Consider the following 21,991-nt stretch of genomic DNA (forward strand, 5'->3'; position numbering starts at 1 on the left):
TGACTCGCCCCTGGTCCCCGGTTCACTCCCACCCCGGCCCCCTGACCTCAGGAATGCCATGCGCTTCGCCACGTACGAACACCACGGCCGCCGCGGCGTCGTCACCGTCGAGAACGACGGCACCCTCCGCCCCTTCCCCGGCCGCGCCTCGCTGCTCGACCTGCTACGGGCAGGCCCTGCAGCGCTGCGCGAGGCGGGCAACGCCACGCTGGACGTGCCGGGCGGCCCGCATGTCTCGCAGGTGCGGCTGCTGCCGCCTCTCCAGCCGCCGTCCGTACGGGACTTCGTCACCTTCGAGGAACACGTCGAGGGCGTACGACGCAGCATCGACAACACGGCCGGGGTCCCCGACGCCTGGTACGACGCGCCGACCTTCTACTTCACCAATCCGTACGCCGTCATCGGTGCGCACGACGACGTGCCCGTTCCGCCCGGCTCCTCGGTCCTGGACTTCGAACTCGAAGTCGCCGCCGTCATCGGCCGCGAGGGCCGAGACCTGACGCCCGAGCGGGCCCGCGACCACATCATCGGCTACACGATCTTCAACGACTGGTCCGCCCGTGACCTTCAATCCGCGGAGATGAAGGTGGGGTTGGGCCCCTGCAAGGGCAAGGACACCGCCGCCACCCTCGGCCCGTACCTGGTCACCGCCGACGAGCTGGAGCCGTACCGGGACACGGACGGTTTCCTGCGACTGGCGCTGACCGCCTCGGTGAACGGCGAGGTGGTCGGCAAGGACCTGCTGTCCAACATGAGCTGGACCTTCGAGGAGATGGTCGCCTACGCCTCGCGCGGCACATACGTCCGTCCCGGCGACGTGCTCGGCTCCGGCACCTGCGGCAACGGTGGCTGCCTGGCCGAGCTGTGGGGCGTACGCGGCCGCCAGGATCCGCCACCGCTGAAGCCCGGCGACACCGTCACCCTCACCGTCGAGGGCATCGGCACCGTCTCCAACACCGTCGTGCCCGGCGCTGGACCGGTACCGGTCCCCCGGGCCCGCAAACGCCCGCGGCTGCGCCCGTGAACGGGCTGGACGGCAAGGTCGTGATCGTCACCGGAGCCGCGCGTGGGCAGGGCGCGGCCGAGGCCGAGGCGCTGACCCTCGCAGGAGCGGTGGTCGTCGCTACCGATGTGACTCAGGCTCCGGGCTGTCTGCGCCTGGACGTCACCGACGCGAAGGAGTGGGCGGCGCTCGCCGAAGAGCTGCGCTGCCGGTACGGAGAGGTCCATGGCCTGGTCAACAACGCCGGCATCACCTGGCGCGCGCGGCTCCACGAGGTCACGCCCGAGGACTTCGCCCGCGTCCAGGCGGTCAACGTCACCGGCCCGCTCCTTGCCATCCAGCACTTGGCGCCGTTGATGCCGCCGGGCTCGTCGATCGTCAACGTCGGCTCCTCCGCCGGGCTCACCGGGCACTACCCGGTCGCGTACACGGCCAGCAAGTGGGCGCTGCGCGGCCTGTCGAAGGCGGCCTGTGTCGAGCTGGGCCCGCGGGGCATCCGCGTGAACACCGTCCATCCCGGCTTCATCGAGACCGAGATGACCGCCTCCGCCGCGCCCGCCTTCCGCGAGGCGAACATCCGCGAGACCCCGCTCGGCCGCACCGGCACGGTGGACGAGGTCGCCCCGCTCGTGGTCTTCCTCCTGTCCGACGAGTCCTCCTTCATCACGGGCGCCGAGATCCCGGTCGACGGCGGCCTCACCGCACACGGCGGCGTCAAGTCCATCTCCGACACGTTGCGCCCGGGGGCGTCATAAGCCGGCTCGACGGCAAGGTCGCTCTCATCTCGGGGACCGCACGTGGCCAGGGCCGGGCGGAGGCGCTGCGGTTCGCCGTCGCGGGCGCGATCGTCGTCGGCGGCGACCTGCGACACGAGGCGGCGCTGGAGACCAGCGGCTGATCGCCGAGGCCGGCGGCACGAGCACGTGTCTGTCGATGTCTTGATTGATCGCTGTTTCTCCGTATCATTCAGTTATGGCGATTAATTCTGGACTTGGAATGACTTCGTTGGATGGGCTGGCGCCGGCGGCGGCGCTGTTTCACTCGTTGGCCGATCCGATGCGGTTGTCGATCGTGCAGCGGCTGGCTCGCGGCGAGGCGCGGGTGGTGGACCTGACCCGCGAGCTGGAGCTGGCGCAGTCGACGGTGTCCAAGCACCTGGCCTGCCTGCGCGGCTGCAAGCTGGTGGACTACCGCGCCGAAGGCCGCCAGTCGTTCTACTTCATCGCCACCCCCGAACTGCTGGACCTGCTGCGCTCGGCCGAGCACCTGCTGGCTGCCACCAACCGCGCCGTGGCGCTGTGCCCCACCTACGGCACAGACGCCGACCAGCAGATCGGCGCCTGCGCCCCCGAAACGGAGGCACGAGCATGACCACGGTGTCGCTGGGGCCCTCATCTGTGCGGCGGACGGTGCTGGCCCGGCGGGTGCGGCTGCTGGTGGCCGCCACCATCACCTACAACGTGATCGAGGCCGTCGTGGCGATCACTGCCGGGACGATCGCCTCGTCCGGCGCGCTGGTGGCGTTCGGGCTGGACTCGGTCATCGAGGTGGCCTCGGCCGCCGCGGTCGCCTGGCAGTTCTCCGCCCGCACCCCCGAGGCGGTGGAACAGCGCGAGAAGCGCGCGCTGCGGATCATCGCAATCTCGTTCTTCGCGCTGGCCGCCTACGTCACCTTCGACTCGGTCCGCACCCTGCTGGGGTCGGGCGAGGTCGAGCATTCCTCGGCCGGGCTGGTGCTGGCCGCCCTGTCCCTGGCGATCATGCCCGGACTGTCGTACGCCCAGCGCCGTGCCGGGCGCGAGCTGGGATCGGCCAGCGCGGTCGCCGACTCCAAGCAGACCCTGCTGTGCACCTACCTGTCGGCGGTGCTGCTGGTCGGCCTTGCGGTCAACAGCCTGTTCGGATGGGCCTGGGCCGACCCGATCGCCGCGCTGATCATCGCCGCCGTCGCGGTCAAGGAAGGCCGCGAGGCCTGGCGCGGCGACGCCTGCTGCGCCCTGCCCACCCCCGTCGGCCCTGCCGGCGACGCCACCGCCGCTGCGCACGGCGGATCCGGTCACAGCGATGGCTGCACCAGCTGCGGGCCGGGCTGCGCCTGCTGCTCCTGACCCGTCCTGCGCTGTCCCCGGTTCTTGTGGTGCTGCCTGGAAGGGAGACCGTCGTGGCGGTTCATCTATCTGGTCTGGGCCGTGCTGGCGTCCGGGTGGCGCACCCGGATGCAGTGGCGCCGCACCGGTGACACCGGGTTCCGCGGTGGCGGCCTGGCCAAAGCAAGCGTGCAGTGATGGGCGCGGGTGCTGTTCACCGCCGCGTTGCTGATCGGGGCCGCCCGTCGTGGCGTTGCTGGGGCTTCGGGACTCTACTGACGGGTAGCTACGCTAAGGACTGAGCCGAGTCTGTTCGTGCGGGCCGCGCTGTCGTTCGCCCGGCCAGGGAATGTGTGTGGGGGGACACTGGGGGTCATGCCCTTGTCCCCGGCGTCCCAGCCCGACTACCAACGGTGAGCGGATCTTCCTGGCGGTCTGCCGTGACATCACGCCCACCGGCAAGCCAGGCGTGGATGAGTCGGGCCGGGCCCGGCCGCACACGCTCGGTCCGCCGTTCCGCAATCAGGTGATCGCGCGGCTGTGGCTTTCCGCTTCGGCCATGCGGCTCGGGCCGCCGGCGACCGACGACGAGATCACGTTCATGGAGGCCCTGCTGGGCCGGACACCGCCCGCCGACCTGCTGGCGTGGTGGCGCCGATCCTCCGGCACGTCCGGATCTGATCGGCTGCTGCTGATGCCGCGCTCCACGCCGTACACGATCGACCAGGCCATGGACAGCCGGAAGGTGATGCTGGAGATCGCCGCTGCCTCCTCTGGCGAGAACGTCACGTGGCTCATCGCTGCACCCGCTGGCTCGCCGTGCACTCTGTGGTTGCCCATCGCACCCCAGGTGGACGCGCCACGGGGGAACCTCATCTCGTAGTGACAGGTGATCAAGATGCCTGAGATCAGGCTCTCCGGCGGTTCGAGCGGTACGCCTGGCCGCACCGGCGGTGTCGGGATGTGACCTTACGGTTCTTTGTTGTCACTCCCCGGTGAGGACTATCAGTGACAGAATGATAACTCTGTGTATCAACCCCCGGAGGAGAGAGCCCATGACCACCGACCTGCTGAGCCGTAAGATCGGTCGGCACTTCGACCGGATCGACGTCAACGGCGACGGGAGGATCGACCAGGGCGACTTCGCTCTGATCGTCTCACTGATGAGGGAGGAGTTCCCCGAACCGTCGGCGGAACCCAAGCTGAATGCCCTCAACACCGCCTACCAGGGGCTCTGGGAGCGGATCCGGCGCGACATGGACATCGACTCCGACGGCACGGTATCGCGCGAGGAGTACGTCAAATACCTCCAGTCCGACCGCAAATCCTCCTATCGCGCAGCCATCCAGCCGGTGGCCAAAGCGATCATCGACCTGGCCGACATCGACGGTGATGGGATGCTGGACGACCGGGAGCTGGCCAAAGTGCACCGCGCGCTGAACATGGACGCGAAGGACCACCAGGCCGCCATGGCCAAGCTCGACCTCGACGGCGACGGCAGGGTCAGCGAAGCGGAACTGGTGCAGGCGCTCGAGGAGTTCTTCACCAGCGAGGACCCGGAGGCCGGCGGCAACTTCCTGTTCGGCGAGTTCTGAGCGGCACGCGCCCTCCCGGGTCGACCGGGAGGGCGCGAGCCGTTCAGGCTTCCTGCGCGATGCGTTCGCGCGTCAGGTCCCGCTGCCACTTGCCGCTCGTCGTGCGCGGCAGCCAGCCGGGACGGACGGCGTGGACCTCGATCGCGGACAGAGCGAGGTGGTCGGCGACCGCCACCCTGATCCGCGTCGCCAGGGTCCCCGCGTCGGCGCCGGGCGCGATCTCGGCGACGACGGTCAGCCGCTCGGCGCCGTCGTCGGCGAACGCGACGCACCGTTCGCGGTGGACGCCGGGCTGGCGGCGGGCGATGTCCTCGACGTCCTCGGGGAAGTGGTTCTGCCCCCGCACGATGATCATCTCTTTCCGGCGGCCGGTGACGAAGAGGTCGTCGCCGAGGCGGAAGCCCAGGTCGCCAGTGCGCAGCCAGGGGCCGTCGAACGCCTCGGCTGTGGCGGACGGGTCGTGCAGGTAGCCAGAGGTCACCGCCGGCCCGCTGATCTCGATCTCCCCGAGGCGTCCCGGCGCGACCTCGGCGCCGTCCATCAGCCGCATTCCGATGCCGTGCACGGGGACTCCGACGGCGACGAGCGCCTTGGCCCTCGGGTGGTCTGCGGCGACCTGGACGGCGCGCCGCTCGTCGGCCAGCAGCGACCGGTCCACATGAACGATCCGGGGGGCAGTGCCGGGCACGGGAAAGGCGACGCCGAGCGTGGCCTCGGCCATCCCGTACACCGGATACATCACCGAGGCGGGCACGCCGGCTGCGGCGAAGCGCTCGGTGAAGCCGGTGACGGTCGTGGCCCGCACCGGCTCGGCGCCGTTGTAGGCCAGCCGCCATCGCGAAAGATCGAGATCGGCGGGCGCATCGGCGGTCGCCAGGTGCCGGTAGGAGAAGTCGGGCCCGGTCAGCATGGTCCCGCTCACCTCTGACATCAGCCGTAGGAGGGCGGCGGGCCGGCGGACGAAGGCCAGCGGAGGAAGCAACTGCGCGCTGCCACCGGCCAGCAGCACGGCCAGCGGGCCGAACAAGCCCATGTCATGAAAGTGCGGCACCCACGACACGATGGTGTCGTCTCGAGTGATGGCACTGGACCGGACGATCGCCCGCAGTCCGCTCATCACCGTGGAGTGCCGCAGCATGACGCCCTTGGGCCTGCTGGTGCTGCCCGAGGTGAACTGCACCACCGCGAGGGCGTCGGGGCCCACCGCAGGGAGCCCTCGGCTGCCCGGTGAGCCCAGGTCGGCGCCGAGGACGACCAGCCGCGGGCAGCGCGCCGCCAGCTCGGTCGCGATCTCCACACCGTCAGAGTGGGCTACGAGGTGCCGTATCCCGGCCACATGGACGGACGGTGCGAGCCGTTCGGCCACCGGCCCCGGGGCTCCGGCGGACATGGGGAACATGCTCGCCGTCGCTCCCGCGCGCACGGTCCCGAGCAAGGCGATCAGGGCGTGCGGGCCGGTGGGGGCCAGGATGCCGACGATGTCGCCGGGACCCCCATCGTGCGCCAGCAGTCCATGGGCGAAGCGTGCGGACGCCGCGTCGAGGTCGGCCGCGGTCAGCCTGTCTCCGGTGGCCGGGAACGTCACCGAGACCCCGGGGGCGAGGAGTCCCACAGCCTCGGCAAGGGTCGCCGCATCCAGAGCGGCCGCGCTCACCGGTGCACCTGGTGGAGCAGGACCGTGAGCGGGCTTTCGGGTTCGACGGTCGCGCCGTTGCGGCAGACGTCGCCGATGTAGGGGCCGGGCGGGGCACTCAAGCAGAGCTCCCGCAGCAGCCTGGCAGTGATCAATTGGGTTCCCAGGGTTCCGAGATGGATGCCGGCGCAGACGCGCCGTCCCGCGCTGAAAGGTGTCCACGCCAGCCGGTCGGGCGCGCCGTCGCGGAACCGTTGTGGCCGGAACTCGTGCGGGGCGTCGAACAGGCCAGGGTCGCGCTGGGTGTCGCCGATCCCATAGAACACCTCGATCCCGGCCGGCAACCGCGTCCCGTCGAAGGCGAGATCGGTGAGCGCCCGGCGGGGCAGATACCGGAGCGGAGGATGCAGGCGAGCGGCTTCGGCGAACGCCGCGTCCAGCAGCGGGGTGGTCTCCGCCGAGAGCGGCGTCCGGTCACCGATCTCGCGGCGTATCGCCTCCTGCTCGGCGGGGTGGCGGGCCAGCAGCCACAACAGCCTGGCAGTGAGGTAACCGGTGGTCTCGTACCCGGCGAGGATCAGGATGGCGATGTTCCCGGCGATCTCTTCGTCCGGCGGCGGCTGCGGCAGTGCCCGCAGACGGCGAACGGGCCCGTCGTCATCGGCGAGCCGTTCTACGGCCGTCAGCAGCAACGCGCGCATGCGGCGGCGCGCCCGCCCGATGCGGCGAACATCCCGGTCGCCGTCCGCCGTCCCGAGTTCGACGTCGCGGATGCGGAGCACGTTGTAGAGCCCGAGCATCTCGTGGGCCTCGGCGGGTGACAGGCCGGCGAACGCGGCCGCCGCGATCTCGAAGACCAGCGGGGTGGTGAAGGAGTGCAGGTCGAACGGCGTACCGAGGGGCAGCGTCGGCATCACCCGGTCGAGGGTGTCGTTGATGCGCCGCGCGTGTGCGGGTGCGGCGGCCCGTCCCAGCAGCGGCAGCAGGGCCTTGCGGCAGTCGCGGTGCCGGACGCCGTCGAGGTTCAGGACCCCCCGGCCGAAACGATCGCCGAAGACGGCGTCCCAGCCGTCGGCATGCGAGAGCTCCTCGTCCTTCGCGCGGAAGAAGTGGTCGGCCGGCGCCGTGCCGCGCAGGTACACCCTGGGCGCGTGCCCCGCCCCGGGTGGCGAGCCGTCGCCGGCGTTCATTCGCGCACCGCCGGCTCCACGATCACGATCCGCTCGACCAGCTCGTTGATCGTCCTCGGGGTCATGAAGATCCGCGGATCGACCTCGTCCTCGACCTCGAAGGCCTCCTCCAGCGCGATCAGGAGCTCCACCCGCTCGACCGAGTCGATCCCCAGTTCGGCGACAAGGTGCTCATCGCCGCTGAGCGAGGCGCCCGCCAGCGCGGGCCGCACCTCCCGCACCGCCGTGATCAGTACCGCGTGCACCTCGTCCCGGCTCAGCCGCCGATCACCCAACGCGTTCCTCCGTCTCGGACCGGACAGATGATCATGTACATTACAATATGTAGTTTAACAGTCACCGATCGAAGTCGTAAGGAGTCCGATGGGACCGCTGCACGGCAGGAAGGCCCTGGTGACCGGAGGTTCCCGGGGCATCGGCCGGGCCATCGTGGAGCGACTCACCGGCGATGGCGCGGACGTCGTCTTCGGCTACCGCAAGGACAAGGAGGCCGCCGACGAGGTCGCGGCGGCCACCGGAGCGCGCGCGGTGCGGGCCGACGTCGCCGTGGCCGCGGAGGTCGACGACCTGTTCGAGCGGGCCGAGAGCCTGCTTGGCCCGCTCGACGTGCTGGTCAACAACGCCGCCGTCTGGCTGCCGCGCGGACGTCTGACCGAAGCGAGCGAGGACGACTTCGACACCATGATGGCGGTCAACGCCAAGAGCACCTTCCTGGCACTGCGGCACGCGGCCGAACGCCTGCGCGACGGCGGCCGCGTGGTGAACCTGTCGTCGGTGGCCGTCCGCCGCCCGACGCCGGGCAACGCCGTGTACGCCGCGTCCAAGGCCGCCGTCGAGCAGTTCACCGCCGTGGCAGCCCTGGAGCTCGGCACCCGCGCCATCACGGTGAACTGCGTCGCCCCCGGCGCCACCGACACCGCGATGCTGCGCGAGTCACTCCCCCCTCGCCTGCTCGAACGCGCCGCGCGCAACACCATCCTCGGACGTCTCGGCACCGGCGACGACATCGCCGCCATCGTCGCCTTCCTGGCCGGACCCGACTCCAGCTGGATCACCGGCCAAACCATCAGCGCCACCGGCGGACTGCTCTGAGTGGGCGTTTAAGTATTTTTGTGGCGTTTAGCGGGTTACGCTCCGCAGGGTTTTTGCATGGTTTCGCTCGTTTAAGCAATAACCCCTGTATTCCCTGACTCCTCTTTGATCGCTGTGGTCCCTGGACCAGGGCTTCTTCCCCGGATCTATGCCGGTTCTGGCATCTGAAGGGACTTCAGGGATTCTGAAGGTTCATCGTTCCTCGTGTTCGTTTTGCGGCAGCAGTGAAGGCGAGGGGGCTGGAGTTGACGCTGGCGGTGGTGAAGGATCTTCGGGTCGCGCGGGCTCCGGCCACGCCGGAGGACCTGGAGGCGCTGGAGACCGATGTGCTGGCCGGTTTCATGCTGGCGCGGGCTGCGGCGGGGCTGTCGGACGGGACGATCTCCTCGGACGTGGTGCATCTGGAACAGGTGCGGGCCTGGTTCGGGCGGCCGTTGTGGGAGATGGAGCCTGCTGACGCCGATGCCTACCTCGGGAAGGTGTTGCGCAGCGCGGTCGATTACGGCATGCCCGTGGCTGGCCGGGCCAACCCGTACGGCGGCCAGTCTGGGCCCGAGGAAGGGGGTGGTCGGGCTCCGCGCCTTGACGGAGGGGGCGGTTCGGGTGGTGACGAAAGCCGGGCGGCGCGGGGCTAGCCGACGCCCGCCCACTCACCTACGGTCACTCTGTGACTACTCAAAGAAGCTCCCTGTTTGAGGGCGGTCTGCGGCGCCGACGTCGGCCACCGCAGGGTCTGGGCCGCACGGGCGACCGAAAGCTCGCCCAGAGCCTGACCGCCCTGGCGCTGGCCACGACGGCCGTGTGCACGCCGGCCGCCACCTCCACCGCCTCTACCGCGGCCTCGACCCACTCCGGCGCCACCGCGGCCGGATTCGAGCCCGTCACGGTCACGCTCCGGAACATCTACAACGGGCTCTGCCTGAGCCAGTACATGAGCGACTGGTTCACGCCGGGACGAACCTGCCACGGCGGCACCAGCCAGCAATGGCAGCAGACCGGCCCCGCCAACGCGCGGACCTTCAAGAACGTCTACACCGGCCAGTGCCTGACCCACCACGCCAGCAACAACCGCGCGGCGGGACATGACTGCAACGGCGGCACCAGCCAGCAATGGGAAGAGATCCGCTACACCCACGCGCGATCCTTCAAGAACCGTCACACCGGCCAATGCCTGGGCTATTACTCCCACGACGACTGGACGGTGGGGATGAACTGCAACGGCCGCACCGGCCAAGGCTGGTCGCTCCCCTAACCCGCCCCAACCAGGCCACCCGGCCCCATCAGGGGGCCCGGCCGCGGCGGCGGACCACCATCCGGCAACCGCGTCCCCAACCTCACCAGACAGCACAACCAGGCGCTCTCGCAGGCCGAACGATCACGAACACCAACACTCGGGGTGTATCCCTCACGGCACAAATGATCCACCACGGCCCGGTCCAGACCACGAACTCCGCCTGACACCATGACCACTCGCCCCTGCGGCTCCAGCACCTGATCGCCCCCTCGTTGGCGCTCAGTCCTTGTCATCGCCCACGTCCCGCCAGCCGAACAGAACGTGCGGGAAAGGCACAAGAGCGAAACAGCATGAATATGGCAGTTTTCGGTCAGTCAGAGGCGTGATCTTCAAGGGTGGCCCGGGAAGGAGCACTGAAGCGCAGGACCAATGCTGACGCCCGCGGCCGGCGACCGTCCAACCGGCGCGTCCGCGCTGGACGCCGCAGCCCCCCGGATGGGTCGGCTGCGGTGCTCAGCACCAGCCAGGGCGCGGGCGGAGCTACGCGAACGAAGGGTGTGCTGTGTCGTTCACCGTGTTCCCGTCGATGCATCTCGCCGACGGCCAGAACATGCATCTGGTCCAGGGCGGGGTCGTCGCCGAACCCGAGCGGACCGACCCGCTGGAAACAGCTCTGTGGTTCCAGGAACAGGGCGCGCAGTGGATCCACATTCTGGTGCTCGACGCCTGGGGGTATCGCTTTGACCCCGACGAGATCAGCCGCCTCATTGACGGCCTGGCGGTCAGCGTCCAGCTTTCGTGCGGACCCGCCGTCACCGACGACACCTCCCTGGCCCGCGCCCTTAGCACCGGGTGCGCCCGCCTGAACCTGGGTACCGTGGCCCTGGCCGACACGCACTGGTGTGCCGAAGCCATCGCACACCACCCCGACCGGATCGGCATCACCCTGCCCGTCCGGCCCACTCCACGCGGCCCCCGGCTCGCCCACAGCGGACGCGCCGAGGACGGCGGCGATCTGTGGGCGCTCCTAGACCGCTTCGACCGTGCCGGCTGTCCCCGCTACGCCGTCACCGACGTCACCCGCGAAGGAGCCATGACCGGCCCCAACCTCGACCTCATCGACGACGTCTGCGCCCGCACCGATACACAGATAGTCGCCGCCGGCGGCATCGCCACCCTCGACGACCTCCGCGCCGTCGCCGCCCTCGCTCCCCACGGAGTCGACGGCGCAATCATCGGCCACGCCCTCTACACCGGTGCATTCACCCTGCCCCAAGCACTCACAGCCACCACAACAACCTGACGACCCGCTGACCAACCCCACCAGCCCTCGCCAGACCACCGGCCCGCCATCACCGGACCCCCAGCAGAACGCAGGCGGCCCTACCTTGCTGGGCACCACCCCGGCTCTGGGCGGCACGTCCGCTCACGCCGACGTCATCGACCCGGATGACAAGAGCGCGCTCGTCAAGAGCCTCGTCAACGACCTCGGCTTTACCTGCTCACCGAGCAGGGCATCCTCTGTTTCGAGGACCTCAACATTCCCAGGTCTCGCCAGCCACCAACGGATAGACCGCCCCGTCAGGAGACGGCGCCGCCGCGGCTGACCAGATGGACCGCTTGGCTGGCGGAACACTGGGCGCGGAACGCGGTCCCCGGACCTCAGAGAACGGTCGCCCACCGCGTCGCCATCGACACGCACGGCCGTGATCATCCCGGAGCGCGAGAGATGATTCCGTTCGAGCTCACTCCGCTCCGCGCTCCCGAGATCGCGACCCGAGGCAGACCATCGGCGGCGCATCGGTCACCGACGACCACATGCTGTCGATGGCCCTGTACCTGCGCGACCAGGGAATGAGCCTGCGTGACATCGCCGCCCAGTTCGTCATCACCAAGGGCAAGAAGAAGGGCGAGCGCCCCTCTCCGGCCACGGTCATGCGCATGCCTCGCGACCACGGGGCAGAACGGACATGCCGAGTTGGACGCCGTCGTGGCCACGCTGCCCGCCGACACCCGCCCGGCTCGCTCGGTCGCGCCCTACGATCAGCTGCTCACCAGGCTCTGAGGGAGGCAGTCGGCTGCGATCTGTCGCATGTCGTGGTGGTGCTGGTTCAGCCGGTCGGGTCGTCTTCAGCCGGTCGGGTCGTCGGCGGCGGCCAGCAGCCAGCCCGGAGGCTGGGGTGTCGGGTGGCCGTGGGCGGCGGCCAGCGCGGTGCGGGTGCCCCACTCCAGCCAGGCCACCAACGCCGCGCGCACGGCCGGGTCGTCGGCGAATCCGGCGTCGTCGGCGCTGGCGGTCATCTGTGCGGTGTAGCGGCGGCGCTGGGTTTCGGTGAGCGCGTGTCCCTGGTGCGCCGACAGCAGCCGGTGCCCTCCGCCGCGCCGGGCGCGATCGGGATGGGCGAGCGCGTCGACGAACCAGGCGGTGACCGGTTCCTGGTGGTCGGCGCCGGCGAACAGGGGCTGCAGGATGTCGTCGACGATGATGCGTTCGTGCATGGCGGCCACCAGCCGCCAGAACCCGTCCCGGCCGCCGCACGCCTGGTACAGGCCAGCGGGCGCTTCCACGGGCTTGACGGGCTGGGGGCCGGTCTCGATACTCGTCATGCCCGCAGCGTCAGCCCGGCTCTGGAAACTCGTCAACACCAACGGGTGATACGGACGGCCGCTGCACCTGGTTTCGTCACCCTCGTCCGTGGGTTCTGGGCTTGTGCGGCTGGATCCCCAGTACTGCTCGCGGCGGGTTTCTCGCTGCGCCTGCCGTCAGCGAGCTTACGAGGCCCGTAAATGGTCGGATAGCCGTCAGAGGGGCCAGACCGATCTTCTCGGCGACTCGATGGAAGGGCAGGTTGTCGGGGTGGATCATCGCGATGAGCCACTTGTTGTGTAGGCAATGGCCCCAGTGTTCCTTGAGCGCTCTCTGACCGCTGTAGCGCCTGGACCAGGGCTTCTTCCCCGGATTCCGGCCAGCGGTCTCGCCGGCGCCGCCGGAGCTGTCGCGGGCGTCGCTCACCGGCGTCTACCGCTTCTGCGGCTCGGGCTCGGAGGCGTTTGCGTTCGCATCGTGCAGGTCGCGTAGATGTCCTTGCAGGTCAGGTCGTTGGATTGGGTAGGAGCCGTGGAAGTTGATGTGCGCGAACAGCAGAGGTGACAGACGGGCGCGGACCTGTGGCCCGACGCTGAGCCCGCCTGCTTCCAGCCGGTTCACCGCGGCGTCGACGTACAGTGAGTTCCACCAGGTGATCGCGTTGAGGCCGAGGCCGAGCGCTCCGAGTAGGTTTTCCATGCCGCGTTCATAACCTCTGGTCAGGCGGCCGAGGTTGCCGAAGAGCACGTTGCGGGCCAGATCATGGCGGGACTCGCCGATGTTCAGCTGGGTGCCGACCATCCTGCGGTAAGCCTCCACATGGATGACCTGGAGCAGGTGCAGGGTCTTGAAGATGCGGCCGTAGTGGGCGAAGGCGTTGCCCAGGCCGGTCAGGCGGCCACCGGCCGTCATCATCTTGATCAGGTCGTAGGCGCGGACCTTGCTGGTCGCCAAGGATCCCGCGACCCGCATCATGTCGTCCCACTCGGCGACGACCGCGGGCACCGACACCCGCCGCAGCGCCAAGGTGTTGAACGCGCCCCACCCGTTGGAGGCGCGATGGTCGCGGGTGATCTCGCCGTCCAGCATCGCGGTGTCGATCCACCACAGCTGGGTGTCGGTGATGTCGGCGTGCCGCGGTGCGAACTGGTAGCCGCAGGCGGCGAACATGCCGTACACGATGTCGCTGTAGCTGCCCTGGTCGGTGGTGATGACATCGGGGTGCTTGGTGGCGTCCAGGCGGTGGATGGCGTCCAGGATGTACAGCGAGTCGCGCAGCGTGCCCGGCACGACCAGGCCGCCCAGCCCCATCACTTTGTCCGACACGGTGTTCAGCCATGTCGTCCCGCGCGGCCGCTTGCCGATCCCGAAGTACAGCGGCGAGGGGCGGGCGTGCAGGGAGCGGACCGGGACCACGAACCGCAGTCCGTCGGTGGAGGCGACCATCCCGCCGCCCCAGTCGGCGGTGATGGGTATCTCGGCCTGCTTGCTGACCAGAATCGCCGCAGCCACGGCCATTCCCTCACCGTGGAAGTAGCCCTTCTCGACTCCGATCAGCCGGTTCTCGCCCAGCGCGGTGGTGCCCGGTTTGGCCACCGGCCTCAGGCCGATGTTGCACGAGCGGGCGACCAGCAGCGCCGCCAAGCTCAGGTCCAGGTCATCGCGGCGGGCCTTTGACCCCGAGATGTGCGGCATCGTGTCCAGGAACCCGGTGCGGGCGTTGACCTCCAGCAACAGCTCCGGGTAGTCGATCCGGGGCAGCATCGCGGCCACCGCGTCATGGACGGCCTGGTAGCCCTCTGGATACGGAGCCGCTTCCAGCCGGGCCAGCGACAGCTTTCCGTCGGCGATCTGTGCGGCGTCGTTGGTCGCCAGTCCCGCGCCGACCTGGCGATAGGCGCCGTCGAGGACGTCGGCGAGCTCGGCCAGGTGCGCGCGCGGGTCGGCCGGCAACCCCAGCGCGGTCAGTACTGTGTCCCGCTCCCGCACCCGGGGCGAGATCAGCTGGACGCGCGGATCACCCCACTTGTCGGCCCCCACCGCGTACACATCCCGCCGACGCAGCGCGTCATGCAGCTGCTCCAGCACCGCGAACACGAACGCGGGGCGGTCGATCAGCGGCGCCGCAAGCTTGGGGTTGGCGAACACCAGCCGCCGCCACGACCCCGTCACCAGGCCCTCCAGCCCATGGATGTGGACGACGCCGGGCTTCTTGGCGGCGATCAGCTTCGGCAGGCCGCGCAGCGCCGCCAGGATCGGCTTGCCGGCCTCGGTGCAGCCCCACGGGACCACCGACGCCAGCAGCTCGATGAACGACTTCACCGTGGCGTACCGGTCGACCAGGGCCGCCCGCCGCTCGGCGTCGCCGTCGTCGCCCTCGCCCGGCGGCGGCAGCAGCTGGCGCACCGCCTCCACCGCGGCCGCCAGATCATCGCGGGAAACGACCTGCTCCACCGCCGACATCACCTGCGGCATCGACACCAGACCACCATCGCCGCCGACCAGCTCGCCGTCGGGGAGCTCACGCAGCACCACCGCCCACGCCGCCGCCATCCGCGACGCCGCCGTCTTCAACTTCGGGAACGTCTTCAGCTTCTCGACGTTGCTCTTGCGCGTCGCCCCGACAGCAGCTTCGTCGACATCAGCAGGTCAAATAGCAGCAGCGCATCGTCGACCGACGAGCGCTCCAGATGGCGGACGGTCGCCACCAGCGTCGCCACCCGCCGCTCACCCTTCAAGTTCTTGATCTTGGGGGCCTTGGCGTGCAGGCCGTAGGAGGCCAGCTCGGCCAGCTTCACCGGCGCCACCGCCGACAGGTCCACCGCGCCCGTCCCCAACCCCAGCACATAGGAGGCGCGGTCCAGCGACTCCACCTGCCCCGTCCCCGTCAGCTTCACCACCGGAGTGCGCATCCACTCCAGCGTCGAGACCCGCTTGCCGTCGGGCACCTCCAGCGCGGCGATCAGCTCCCGCCGCGTGTGCACCGGCGTCGGAGCCACCACCGCCACGTTGACCTTCTCCAGCGTGTCCCGCTGCACCTGGCGCACCAGCCGCGCCAGCGTCGTGATCCCAGGCAGCAGCACCCGCTCCTCCACCAGCCACAGCACCGCCCGGTCAAACAGCTCCCGCCGCGAGTCCCGCGTCTTGGCCACCCGCGAGGCCACAAACGCCCCGACCTCATCCTCGACGTCGACGAAGTCCCGAAACTCCAGCAAGCCACCGATCTCGGTGGTGTGCTCGTACTGCGTCGGCCCCCGCTCGGCGTACTCCTTGATGCACGACGCGTCATCGATCCCCAGCTGCTCGGCTGCGTAGTCCACCACCACCCGCGGCACATCCACCGGGTCCTCCAGGAACGTGCCCAGCATCGGCGCGATCGGACTCTGCTTCACCGGCAACTTCGCCCTCACCATGGCGCTCGATGCAGACGCACTTTGTGCTGCGGCAGGTGGCGCATCCCGATTGCTGCGGATGCCGCAGGCGCGTCGCAGATACTGCGTGCGCGGTAGCCGGCCACTCATCCGCGAGCAGGACTCTGCGGTTGAGGAATCCAGAAGCCGTCTTGCCTACCGGGTTTCGCCGAAGGTCCGTCGGTAGGCGCCGGGTGTGGGGCGAGGACGACGGATTCGAGAAGGTGGAGTACGCCGAGAAGTTCGCCCTGGAGATCCCGCAGACCACGCTCATACGTATCCCAGAAGCAGGCCACATCCCCACCGAGAACGCCCCCAACCAGCCGACTCCAAGGCCGTGTTTCAAAAGCCGCCAGAGCCACCCATTGATGGGCTCCGTACCAGGTCACGCTCGGCCTCCGAACGCGCGGAGTAGGGCTGCGATCTGCTCCGCGCGGGCGCGCCGGACGAGTTCGGTGCTTGGGAGCGGTGCGTCGTCGAAACCGTGGAACGCTCCGGGCCACAGATGAAACTCGACGGAGACGCCGGAGCGCACCAACCGCAGGGCGTAGTCGGCGCACTCGTCGCGGAAGACCTCCAGCTCGCCGACGTCCAGGTAGGCCGGGGGGAGCCCGGACAGATCGGCGGCGCGGGCGGGGGCCGCGTAGATGGGGGTGTCGGGCCCGCCCGCGGCCGCGCCGAGCAGGGCCGACCAGCCGAAGACGTTGAAGGCGCGCGGCCAGGTGATCGCCTCGGCGAAGGCCGCGCTGGACGGGGTGGCGTCTCGATCGTCGAGCATGGGGCAGAGCAGGAGCTGGAAGATCAGGGGAGGTCCGTTCCGGTCTCGGGCAACCAGGGCGGTCCCTGCGGCCAGACCGCCGCCCGCGCTCATGCCACCGACGGCCAGGCGCGACGCGTCGATGCCGAGCGAGGCGGCGTTCTTGTAGGTCCAGACGAGCCCGGCGTAGCAGTCCTCCACGGGGGTCGGGTGGGGATGCTGGGGGGCCAGCCGGTAGTCGACCGAGACGGCCACCGCTCCGGTCTCGGCGACGTACCGCGACACCCGTGCGTCGTCCGTCTCGGGAGAGCCGAGGATCATCCCGCCGCCGTGGATCCAGTAGAGGCAGGGAGCGTCTGGCGTGACGGATGGCGGCCGGTAGATCCGTACCCGGATCCCCGAACCGGGGACGATCCTGTCCTGCACCTGTACGCCCGGCAGCGGTGGGGCGCTGGCCTTTCTTCGCAGCTCTCGCAGGTCGCGCAGCTCGTCCGGGGACAGGCGGGTGTAGTCGACCCGGGTCAGGGGCGACCGGGCCAGGGCTTGGCGCAGTTCGGGGTCCAGGTTCGGATGCATCAGTACGCGAGCCTGATGGACAGGTCGAGGTTCCCGTCGTGCTGGACGAGCAGGATGTGGGTGCGCCGGGCGCCGTCCAGGAGGTAGACCGATGACGGCCTGAAGCTCACGGTCCGCGGTCCGCCCCACCGGAACCGGACGACGCCCCCGCGCCGGTGCAGGTCCAGGCCATCGGCGGTGGTCGTGACCGAGCCGCCGTAGGGAGCCCTCGTCCCGTTGGTGAAGACGACGGTGTCGGAGGCGCGCAGCACGAGCGGGATCTGCTCACCGGCCGCCGAGGTCGCGCGGACCGACCTGGTCAGCCGCCCGTCGGCGGCCGTCACGGTGGTGACCACCGAGGAGGTGGGGGTACGGAAGCGGAAGGCGGAACGGCCGAGGAACTCGACGGGCTGGGGGCCGTCGGCGTCCGCGACCTGGCCGGGGAAGACCGTCGCCCAGCAGCCGTGGTCGTTGTTGTTCAGCGACTGGATCACCGTTCCCGCGACCGGGTGCCATAGGAAGGTCAAACCGGTGCGGGAATGGGTGGTGGCCCGGCGCGTCCCGAAGTAGCCGCCCAGATACAGGTCGCGTCGGCGGAGGAAAAGGAACTCCTGGCCGAGGTCTATGCGGCGCTCGGTGAAGTGCTTTGACTTCAGGTACGGCAGTCGTGCGATCGCCTTGCCCTTGTCCTTGCGGGTCGCGAAGCGTTCGTCGTAGAGCCCGTGGGCGATGATGCGTGGCGAGGTGTCGGGTTTGACGAGGGCCGGGATGGGGGCGGGGGCGGCGGCCCAGGCCTTCCGGGCTGCGGCGAGGTCCTCGCGCGCCGGCAGGAACGCCCCGAGCGAGGGGACGTCCGGGACGAACTGCCCGTTCAGCGCGGTCCGTTCCGGATCGGGCCTGGTGTCGTTGTAGAACAGGGTGCTGGTGCGGGACGACGGCGCGATGTTGGTGATCCAGCCGGACCCGTCGGGCTCACGCAGCATGTTGTAGCCGAGCCAGTCCGTGTAGGCGGAGGTCATTCTGACGAGCCGGGAGTCGCCGCTCTGCCGCCAGCAATCGGCCATTTCGGGCAGCATCACCTCGAAGTTGTAGTTCATGTCGGCCCCCGACTCCTCGTAGAAGAAGCCAGCGGGGCTCTGCCCGTTGGCGGCCAGCCGGCCGATCGCGGAGGTGAGCTGCGAGCGCAGGGTCGCGTTCGGGTCCTGCCGGAGGGCGAGGGCCGACCCGGCGAGCCCGGCGGTGACCTGGTTGGCGAAGGTCAGGTCGTTCTGCCAGACGCTCTCGTTGGACGGATTGAGGAGCCAGGTCATGGCCTTCCGCAGCGCCGCGGTGATCTGGGTACGGCGGGCGGGCAGCGCGTTCGCCGACCGCAGCAGCGACTGGACCTTGCTGAGGTAGCCGAGCGCGAACCCCGTCGCCGCAAGGGAGTGCTCGCTGCCGGAGTACTCGGGCCAGCTGCCATCGGGGTGTTGCAGCCCCAGGTAGTGGCCGAGGGCCGCGTCGAGCCCCACGAGCAGCGCGGGGTCGCGGGAGTAGGGGTTCCAGGATCGGGCCTTGGCGTAGAACCAGGCCAGGGTCAGGACATGCTCCTGCACCCGGGCGTTGGTGGCGTTGGCGGGCGTGCGCCACCATCCGCCGGTGAAGAAGCCGTAGTCGGCGTCGGCGTCGGAGATCCCGTTGACCATCGGGGCGAGCGACACCAGGTAGGACGCGACACGCTGCTCGGCGGGCGCGAAGGCGGTCCGCGCGATCGGGCCGAGCTTGGCAAGGTCGGGCAGCGGGCCCGCGGCGGAAACGCTGCCTGCGGCGGCACGGCCGGCGGCGCGGCTCGCGGCGGAGGCGACGCCCGTGGGCAGGGTGGTGAGCAGCGCGGCCGCTCCCGCTCCGGTCAGCAGTCCGCGACGGCTGATGTCTCTGGGTTCGAACACCGTGCCAGCTCCTCGGGGGGTGGTGCGGCGACCCTCGCCCTGGGTGACGACGAAAGGTCCGGCTGGCCGCACAGTCTCATCCCGGCAAGATCCGTCGTCAAGGTGATAATGCGAATTACTACAGGGAAAATCACCCCTTGACAGTTGCGGGAACGTCGTCTCAGAATGAGGCCCGCCGAGTTGCCAATGCGCATTATCACCAGATTGGGCTGCTACCTACCGTGACCCCTCCCAGGCGCCTGACGCAGCAGGACATCGCCCGGATGGCCGGCGTGAGCCAGACGACGGTGTCGATGGTGCTGAACAACCGCACCGACACCGAGGTGCGCATCTCCCCCGAGACCCGCGAACGGGTCCTGCGCGTGATCCGCGAGACCGGCTATATCGCCGATCCCGCTGCGCGCAGGCTCGCCGAGCGGCGCAACCGGATCATCGGCGTGTTCACCTACGAGGCAGTGTTCCCCTCGGCGAGCGCCGACTTCTACCATCCGTTCCTGCTCGGGATCGAGGAACGGGCCGAGGACGCGGGTTGCGACCTGCTGCTGTTCACCAGCGCCAAGGCGGCCTCGGGGGAACGGCGGCGGATCTTCAACGCCGACAGCCGGGTCCGGCTGGCCGATGGCTGCGTCCTCCTCGGCCGCACCGTCGACCGCGACGATCTCGCCCGGCTGCTGGCCGAGGGCTTCCCCTTCATCTCGATCGGCCGACGCGACGACGCGGGCGGGCCCGTTCCTTATGTCGGGGTGGACTATCCCCCTGCGGTCCGCGCCCTGGTCGAGCGGGTGAAGGCGCTCGGCCACACCCGGCTGGCCTATGTCGGGGCGGGGGAAGGCGGCGAGTCGCGGACCGACCGGATGCGCGGTTTCCGCGAAGCCGCCGGTCCCCGAGCCCTCCATCTCCCCGTTGGAGAGGGCGGCCATGCCCGGATCCTGGATGAGCTGAGCGCGGCGGGCGTGACCGCCGTGTTCGTCGAGGAACCGGCCGACGGCACCGCCCTGACCGAGGCCGCCAAGGCCCGCGGGCTTTCGATCCCCGACGACCTGTCGATCCTGGTGCTCGGCACTCCCGACCGGCGGCCCGGCTTCACCGGCTTCAGCATCCCGCGGCGCGAGATCGGCTGGCGCGCCGTCGAGCTGCTGACGGACGTCCTCGAACGAGGCGGAACGCCCCAGGAACTTCTGCCGTGCGAGCCCGTCGAGGGCACCACGCTCGCTGCCCCCCGCAACCGGAAGGCTTGATGTGCAAGAGATCCATGCGGACGCGGTCGTTGTCGGCGGCGGGCTGGGCGGCGTGGCGGCCGCGCTGGCCCTGCTGCGGGCCGGACGCACCGTGATCCTGTCCGAGGAGTTCGACTGGCTCGGCGGCCAGCTCACCAGCCAGGCCGTGCCGCCGGACGAGCCGTCGTGGGTCGAGAACTTCGGCGTCACGGCCTCCTACCGGGCGCTGCGCGAGGGCATCCGGCGCTACTACCGCGAGCACTACCCGCTCACCGAGGCGGCACGGGCGGCCCGTGAGTTCAATCCGGGCGGCGGCCATGTCAGCAGGCTGTGCCATGAGCCGCGCGTCGCGGTTGCGGTGATCGAGGCGATGCTCGCCCCCTACCGGGGATCGGGCCGGCTGCGGGTGCTCCAGCCTTACCGGCCGGTCGCGGCCACCGTGGACGGCGACCGGGTCACCTCCGTGACGCTCGCGGTCAGCGCGGGGGCTGCGGGCGGCGCGGGCAACATGGCCGGCGCGGGCAACGCGGGCAACGCGGGCAACGCGGGCAACGCGGGCGGCGCGGGCGACGTGGTCGTCACCGGCGCCTACATCCTGGACGCCACCGAGATCGGCGAGCTCCTCCCGCTGACCGGCACCGAGTACGTCACCGGCTTCGAGGCGCAGGCCGAGGCCGGTGAGCCGAGCGCCCCCGCCGAGTCCCAGCCGCTCAACATGCAGGCCGTCTCGGTGTGCTTCGCGATGGACCACGTCGACGGCGACCACACGATCGACCGCCCCGCCTCGTACGGCTTCTGGCGCGACTACCAGCCATCCTTCTGGGGCGACAAGCTCCTGTCCTGGCGCTGCCCGAACCCTCGCACGCTCGAGATCATGGAGCGTTCCTTCACCCCCAACCCGGACGATGACCCGCTCGCCGTCGTGGCCGACCAGCGGATCAGCCCCGGCGACGGCAATCTGTGGACGTTCCGCCGGATCGCCGCCCGCCGGAACTTCCTGCCCGGCACCTACGGCAGCGACATCACGCTGGTGAACTGGCCGATGATCGACTATCTGGAGGGGCCGGCCTTCGACGTCCCCGACGCGGCCGGGCACCTGGCCGCGGCCCGCGAACTGTCGAAGTCGGTCCTGTACTGGATGCAGACCGAGGCGCCCCGCCACGACGGCGGCACCGGCTATCCGGGGTTGCGGCTGCGCGGCGATGTCACCGGCTCCGCCGACGGTCTCGCCCAGGCCCCCTACATCAGGGAGTCGCGCCGGATCAGGGCGCTGTACACCGTCACCGAACAGGACTTGTCGCTGGCGGTGCGCGGCGACAAGGGCGCGGTCTCCTACCCCGACTCCGTCGGCATCGGGATGTACCGGATCGATCTGCACCCCTCGACCGGCGGCGACAACTACCTCGACGTCGCCTGCTCGCCGTTCGAGATCCCGCTCGGCGCGCTCATCCCCCGGCGCGTCGCCAACCTGCTCCCCGCGAGCAAGAACATCGGCACCACCCACATCACCAACGGCGCGTACCGCCTGCATCCGGTCGAGTGGAACGCGGGAGAGGCCGCGGGCGCGCTCGCCGCGTTCTGCCTGGACCGTGCCACCACGCCCCACGCCGTCCGGGAGGACGAGACCCTCCTGGCCGACTTCCAGCACCGCCTCACCCGGGACGGCGTCAGCCTGCGCTGGCCCGAGATCGTCGGATACTGAG

Annotated in this window: 20 protein-coding genes; 12 read left to right on the plus strand and 8 right to left on the minus strand. The window is 70.0% G+C overall.

The features are described from left to right. Positions 1 to 58 precede the first annotated feature (58 nt). The 6 genes from ACH34W_RS39500 (at position 59) to ACH34W_RS39525 (ending at position 4,685) form a co-directional block, all read left to right on the plus strand. Positions 59 to 1,024 (plus strand): fumarylacetoacetate hydrolase family protein, encoded by a 966-nt coding sequence (locus ACH34W_RS39500; RefSeq protein WP_395966306.1) that lies wholly within the window; start codon positions 59 to 61, stop codon positions 1,022 to 1,024. Next, positions 1,021 to 1,758, plus strand: a complete 738-nt coding sequence (locus tag ACH34W_RS39505; protein WP_395966307.1) for an SDR family NAD(P)-dependent oxidoreductase — start codon at positions 1,021 to 1,023, stop codon at positions 1,756 to 1,758. The genes ACH34W_RS39500 and ACH34W_RS39505 overlap by 4 nt, the downstream gene beginning before the upstream one ends. Positions 1,759 to 1,999: 241 nt before the next feature. Beyond that, positions 2,000 to 2,374, plus strand: coding sequence for an ArsR/SmtB family transcription factor (locus ACH34W_RS39510; protein WP_395966308.1), 375 nt, complete (start codon positions 2,000 to 2,002; stop codon positions 2,372 to 2,374). Then, complete coding sequence (locus tag ACH34W_RS39515; protein WP_395966309.1) at positions 2,371 to 3,111, plus strand: cation transporter; 741 nt, start codon at positions 2,371 to 2,373, stop codon at positions 3,109 to 3,111. Before ACH34W_RS39510 ends, ACH34W_RS39515 begins: the two co-directional genes overlap by 4 nt. Before the next feature lie 448 nt (positions 3,112 to 3,559). Then, complete coding sequence (locus ACH34W_RS39520; RefSeq protein WP_395966310.1) at positions 3,560 to 3,973, plus strand: hypothetical protein; 414 nt, start codon at positions 3,560 to 3,562, stop codon at positions 3,971 to 3,973. A 172-nt stretch (positions 3,974 to 4,145) separates the two neighbouring features. Then, positions 4,146 to 4,685, plus strand: coding sequence for an EF-hand domain-containing protein (locus tag ACH34W_RS39525; protein ID WP_395966311.1), 540 nt, complete (start codon positions 4,146 to 4,148; stop codon positions 4,683 to 4,685). 43 nt (positions 4,686 to 4,728) lie between these two features. On the opposite strand, the gene ACH34W_RS39530 is transcribed toward ACH34W_RS39525, so the two are convergent. Genes ACH34W_RS39530 through ACH34W_RS39540 form a run of 3 tightly spaced genes read right to left on the minus strand, consistent with a single transcriptional unit; the run spans position 4,729 to position 7,783 of the window. Continuing rightward, a complete protein-coding gene (locus ACH34W_RS39530; protein ID WP_395966312.1) occupies positions 4,729 to 6,339 on the minus strand; it encodes an AMP-binding protein in 1,611 nt (536 codons plus the stop codon). Further along, positions 6,336 to 7,508, minus strand: coding sequence for a cytochrome P450 (locus tag ACH34W_RS39535; RefSeq protein WP_395966313.1), 1,173 nt, complete (start codon positions 7,506 to 7,508; stop codon positions 6,336 to 6,338). Before ACH34W_RS39535 ends, ACH34W_RS39530 begins: the two co-directional genes overlap by 4 nt. Beyond that, positions 7,505 to 7,783 carry an acyl carrier protein gene (locus tag ACH34W_RS39540; RefSeq protein WP_395966314.1) on the minus strand — a complete coding sequence of 93 codons (279 nt, stop codon included), beginning with the start codon at positions 7,781 to 7,783 and terminating at the stop codon, positions 7,505 to 7,507. The genes ACH34W_RS39535 and ACH34W_RS39540 overlap by 4 nt, the downstream gene beginning before the upstream one ends. Before the next feature lie 88 nt (positions 7,784 to 7,871). Between ACH34W_RS39540 and ACH34W_RS39545 the strand changes: the two genes are divergently transcribed. The 4 genes from ACH34W_RS39545 (at position 7,872) to ACH34W_RS39560 (ending at position 11,137) form a co-directional block, all read left to right on the plus strand. Beyond that, complete coding sequence (locus ACH34W_RS39545) at positions 7,872 to 8,600, plus strand: SDR family oxidoreductase (protein ID WP_395966315.1); 729 nt, start codon at positions 7,872 to 7,874, stop codon at positions 8,598 to 8,600. Positions 8,601 to 8,860: 260 nt separating this feature from the next. Further along, the gene (locus tag ACH34W_RS39550; RefSeq protein WP_395966316.1) at positions 8,861 to 9,235 is read left to right on the plus strand and encodes a hypothetical protein; all 375 of its coding nucleotides are present in this window, start codon (positions 8,861 to 8,863) and stop codon (positions 9,233 to 9,235) included. Between the two features lie 32 nt (positions 9,236 to 9,267). Next, complete coding sequence (locus ACH34W_RS39555) at positions 9,268 to 9,852, plus strand: RICIN domain-containing protein (RefSeq protein WP_395966317.1); 585 nt, start codon at positions 9,268 to 9,270, stop codon at positions 9,850 to 9,852. Positions 9,853 to 10,396: 544 nt separating this feature from the next. Beyond that, positions 10,397 to 11,137 carry a HisA/HisF-related TIM barrel protein gene (locus ACH34W_RS39560; RefSeq protein WP_395966318.1) on the plus strand — a complete coding sequence of 247 codons (741 nt, stop codon included), beginning with the start codon at positions 10,397 to 10,399 and terminating at the stop codon, positions 11,135 to 11,137. A gap of 827 nt (positions 11,138 to 11,964) precedes the next feature. On the opposite strand, the gene ACH34W_RS39565 is transcribed toward ACH34W_RS39560, so the two are convergent. From ACH34W_RS39565 to ACH34W_RS39585, 5 genes are all read right to left on the minus strand, one after another. Then, entirely contained in the window at positions 11,965 to 12,441 is a 477-nt protein-coding gene (locus ACH34W_RS39565; RefSeq protein WP_395966319.1) for a hypothetical protein, read from the minus strand. A gap of 412 nt (positions 12,442 to 12,853) precedes the next feature. Continuing rightward, positions 12,854 to 14,995 (minus strand): Tn3 family transposase, encoded by a 2,142-nt coding sequence (locus ACH34W_RS39570; RefSeq protein WP_395966320.1) that lies wholly within the window; start codon positions 14,993 to 14,995, stop codon positions 12,854 to 12,856. A 14-nt stretch (positions 14,996 to 15,009) separates the two neighbouring features. After that, positions 15,010 to 15,789 carry a DUF4158 domain-containing protein gene (locus tag ACH34W_RS39575; protein ID WP_395966321.1) on the minus strand — a complete coding sequence of 260 codons (780 nt, stop codon included), beginning with the start codon at positions 15,787 to 15,789 and terminating at the stop codon, positions 15,010 to 15,012. A gap of 427 nt (positions 15,790 to 16,216) precedes the next feature. Beyond that, the gene (locus tag ACH34W_RS39580; protein WP_395966322.1) at positions 16,217 to 17,164 is read right to left on the minus strand and encodes an alpha/beta hydrolase; all 948 of its coding nucleotides are present in this window, start codon (positions 17,162 to 17,164) and stop codon (positions 16,217 to 16,219) included. Further along, the gene (locus ACH34W_RS39585; protein WP_395966323.1) at positions 17,164 to 19,071 is read right to left on the minus strand and encodes a hypothetical protein; all 1,908 of its coding nucleotides are present in this window, start codon (positions 19,069 to 19,071) and stop codon (positions 17,164 to 17,166) included. The genes ACH34W_RS39580 and ACH34W_RS39585 overlap by 1 nt, the downstream gene beginning before the upstream one ends. A 221-nt stretch (positions 19,072 to 19,292) precedes the next feature. Between ACH34W_RS39585 and ACH34W_RS39590 the strand changes: the two genes are divergently transcribed. Further along, positions 19,293 to 20,309 carry a LacI family DNA-binding transcriptional regulator gene (locus tag ACH34W_RS39590; protein ID WP_395966324.1) on the plus strand — a complete coding sequence of 339 codons (1,017 nt, stop codon included), beginning with the start codon at positions 19,293 to 19,295 and terminating at the stop codon, positions 20,307 to 20,309. A gap of 1 nt (position 20,310) precedes the next feature. Next, positions 20,311 to 21,990, plus strand: coding sequence for an FAD-dependent oxidoreductase (locus tag ACH34W_RS39595; RefSeq protein WP_395966325.1), 1,680 nt, complete (start codon positions 20,311 to 20,313; stop codon positions 21,988 to 21,990). The last annotated feature ends 1 nt before the right edge of the window (position 21,991 follow it).

It is taken from the genome of Actinomadura sp. 6N118, from assembly GCF_044326415.1.
Lineage (GTDB): Bacteria > Actinomycetota > Actinomycetes > Streptosporangiales > Streptosporangiaceae > Spirillospora.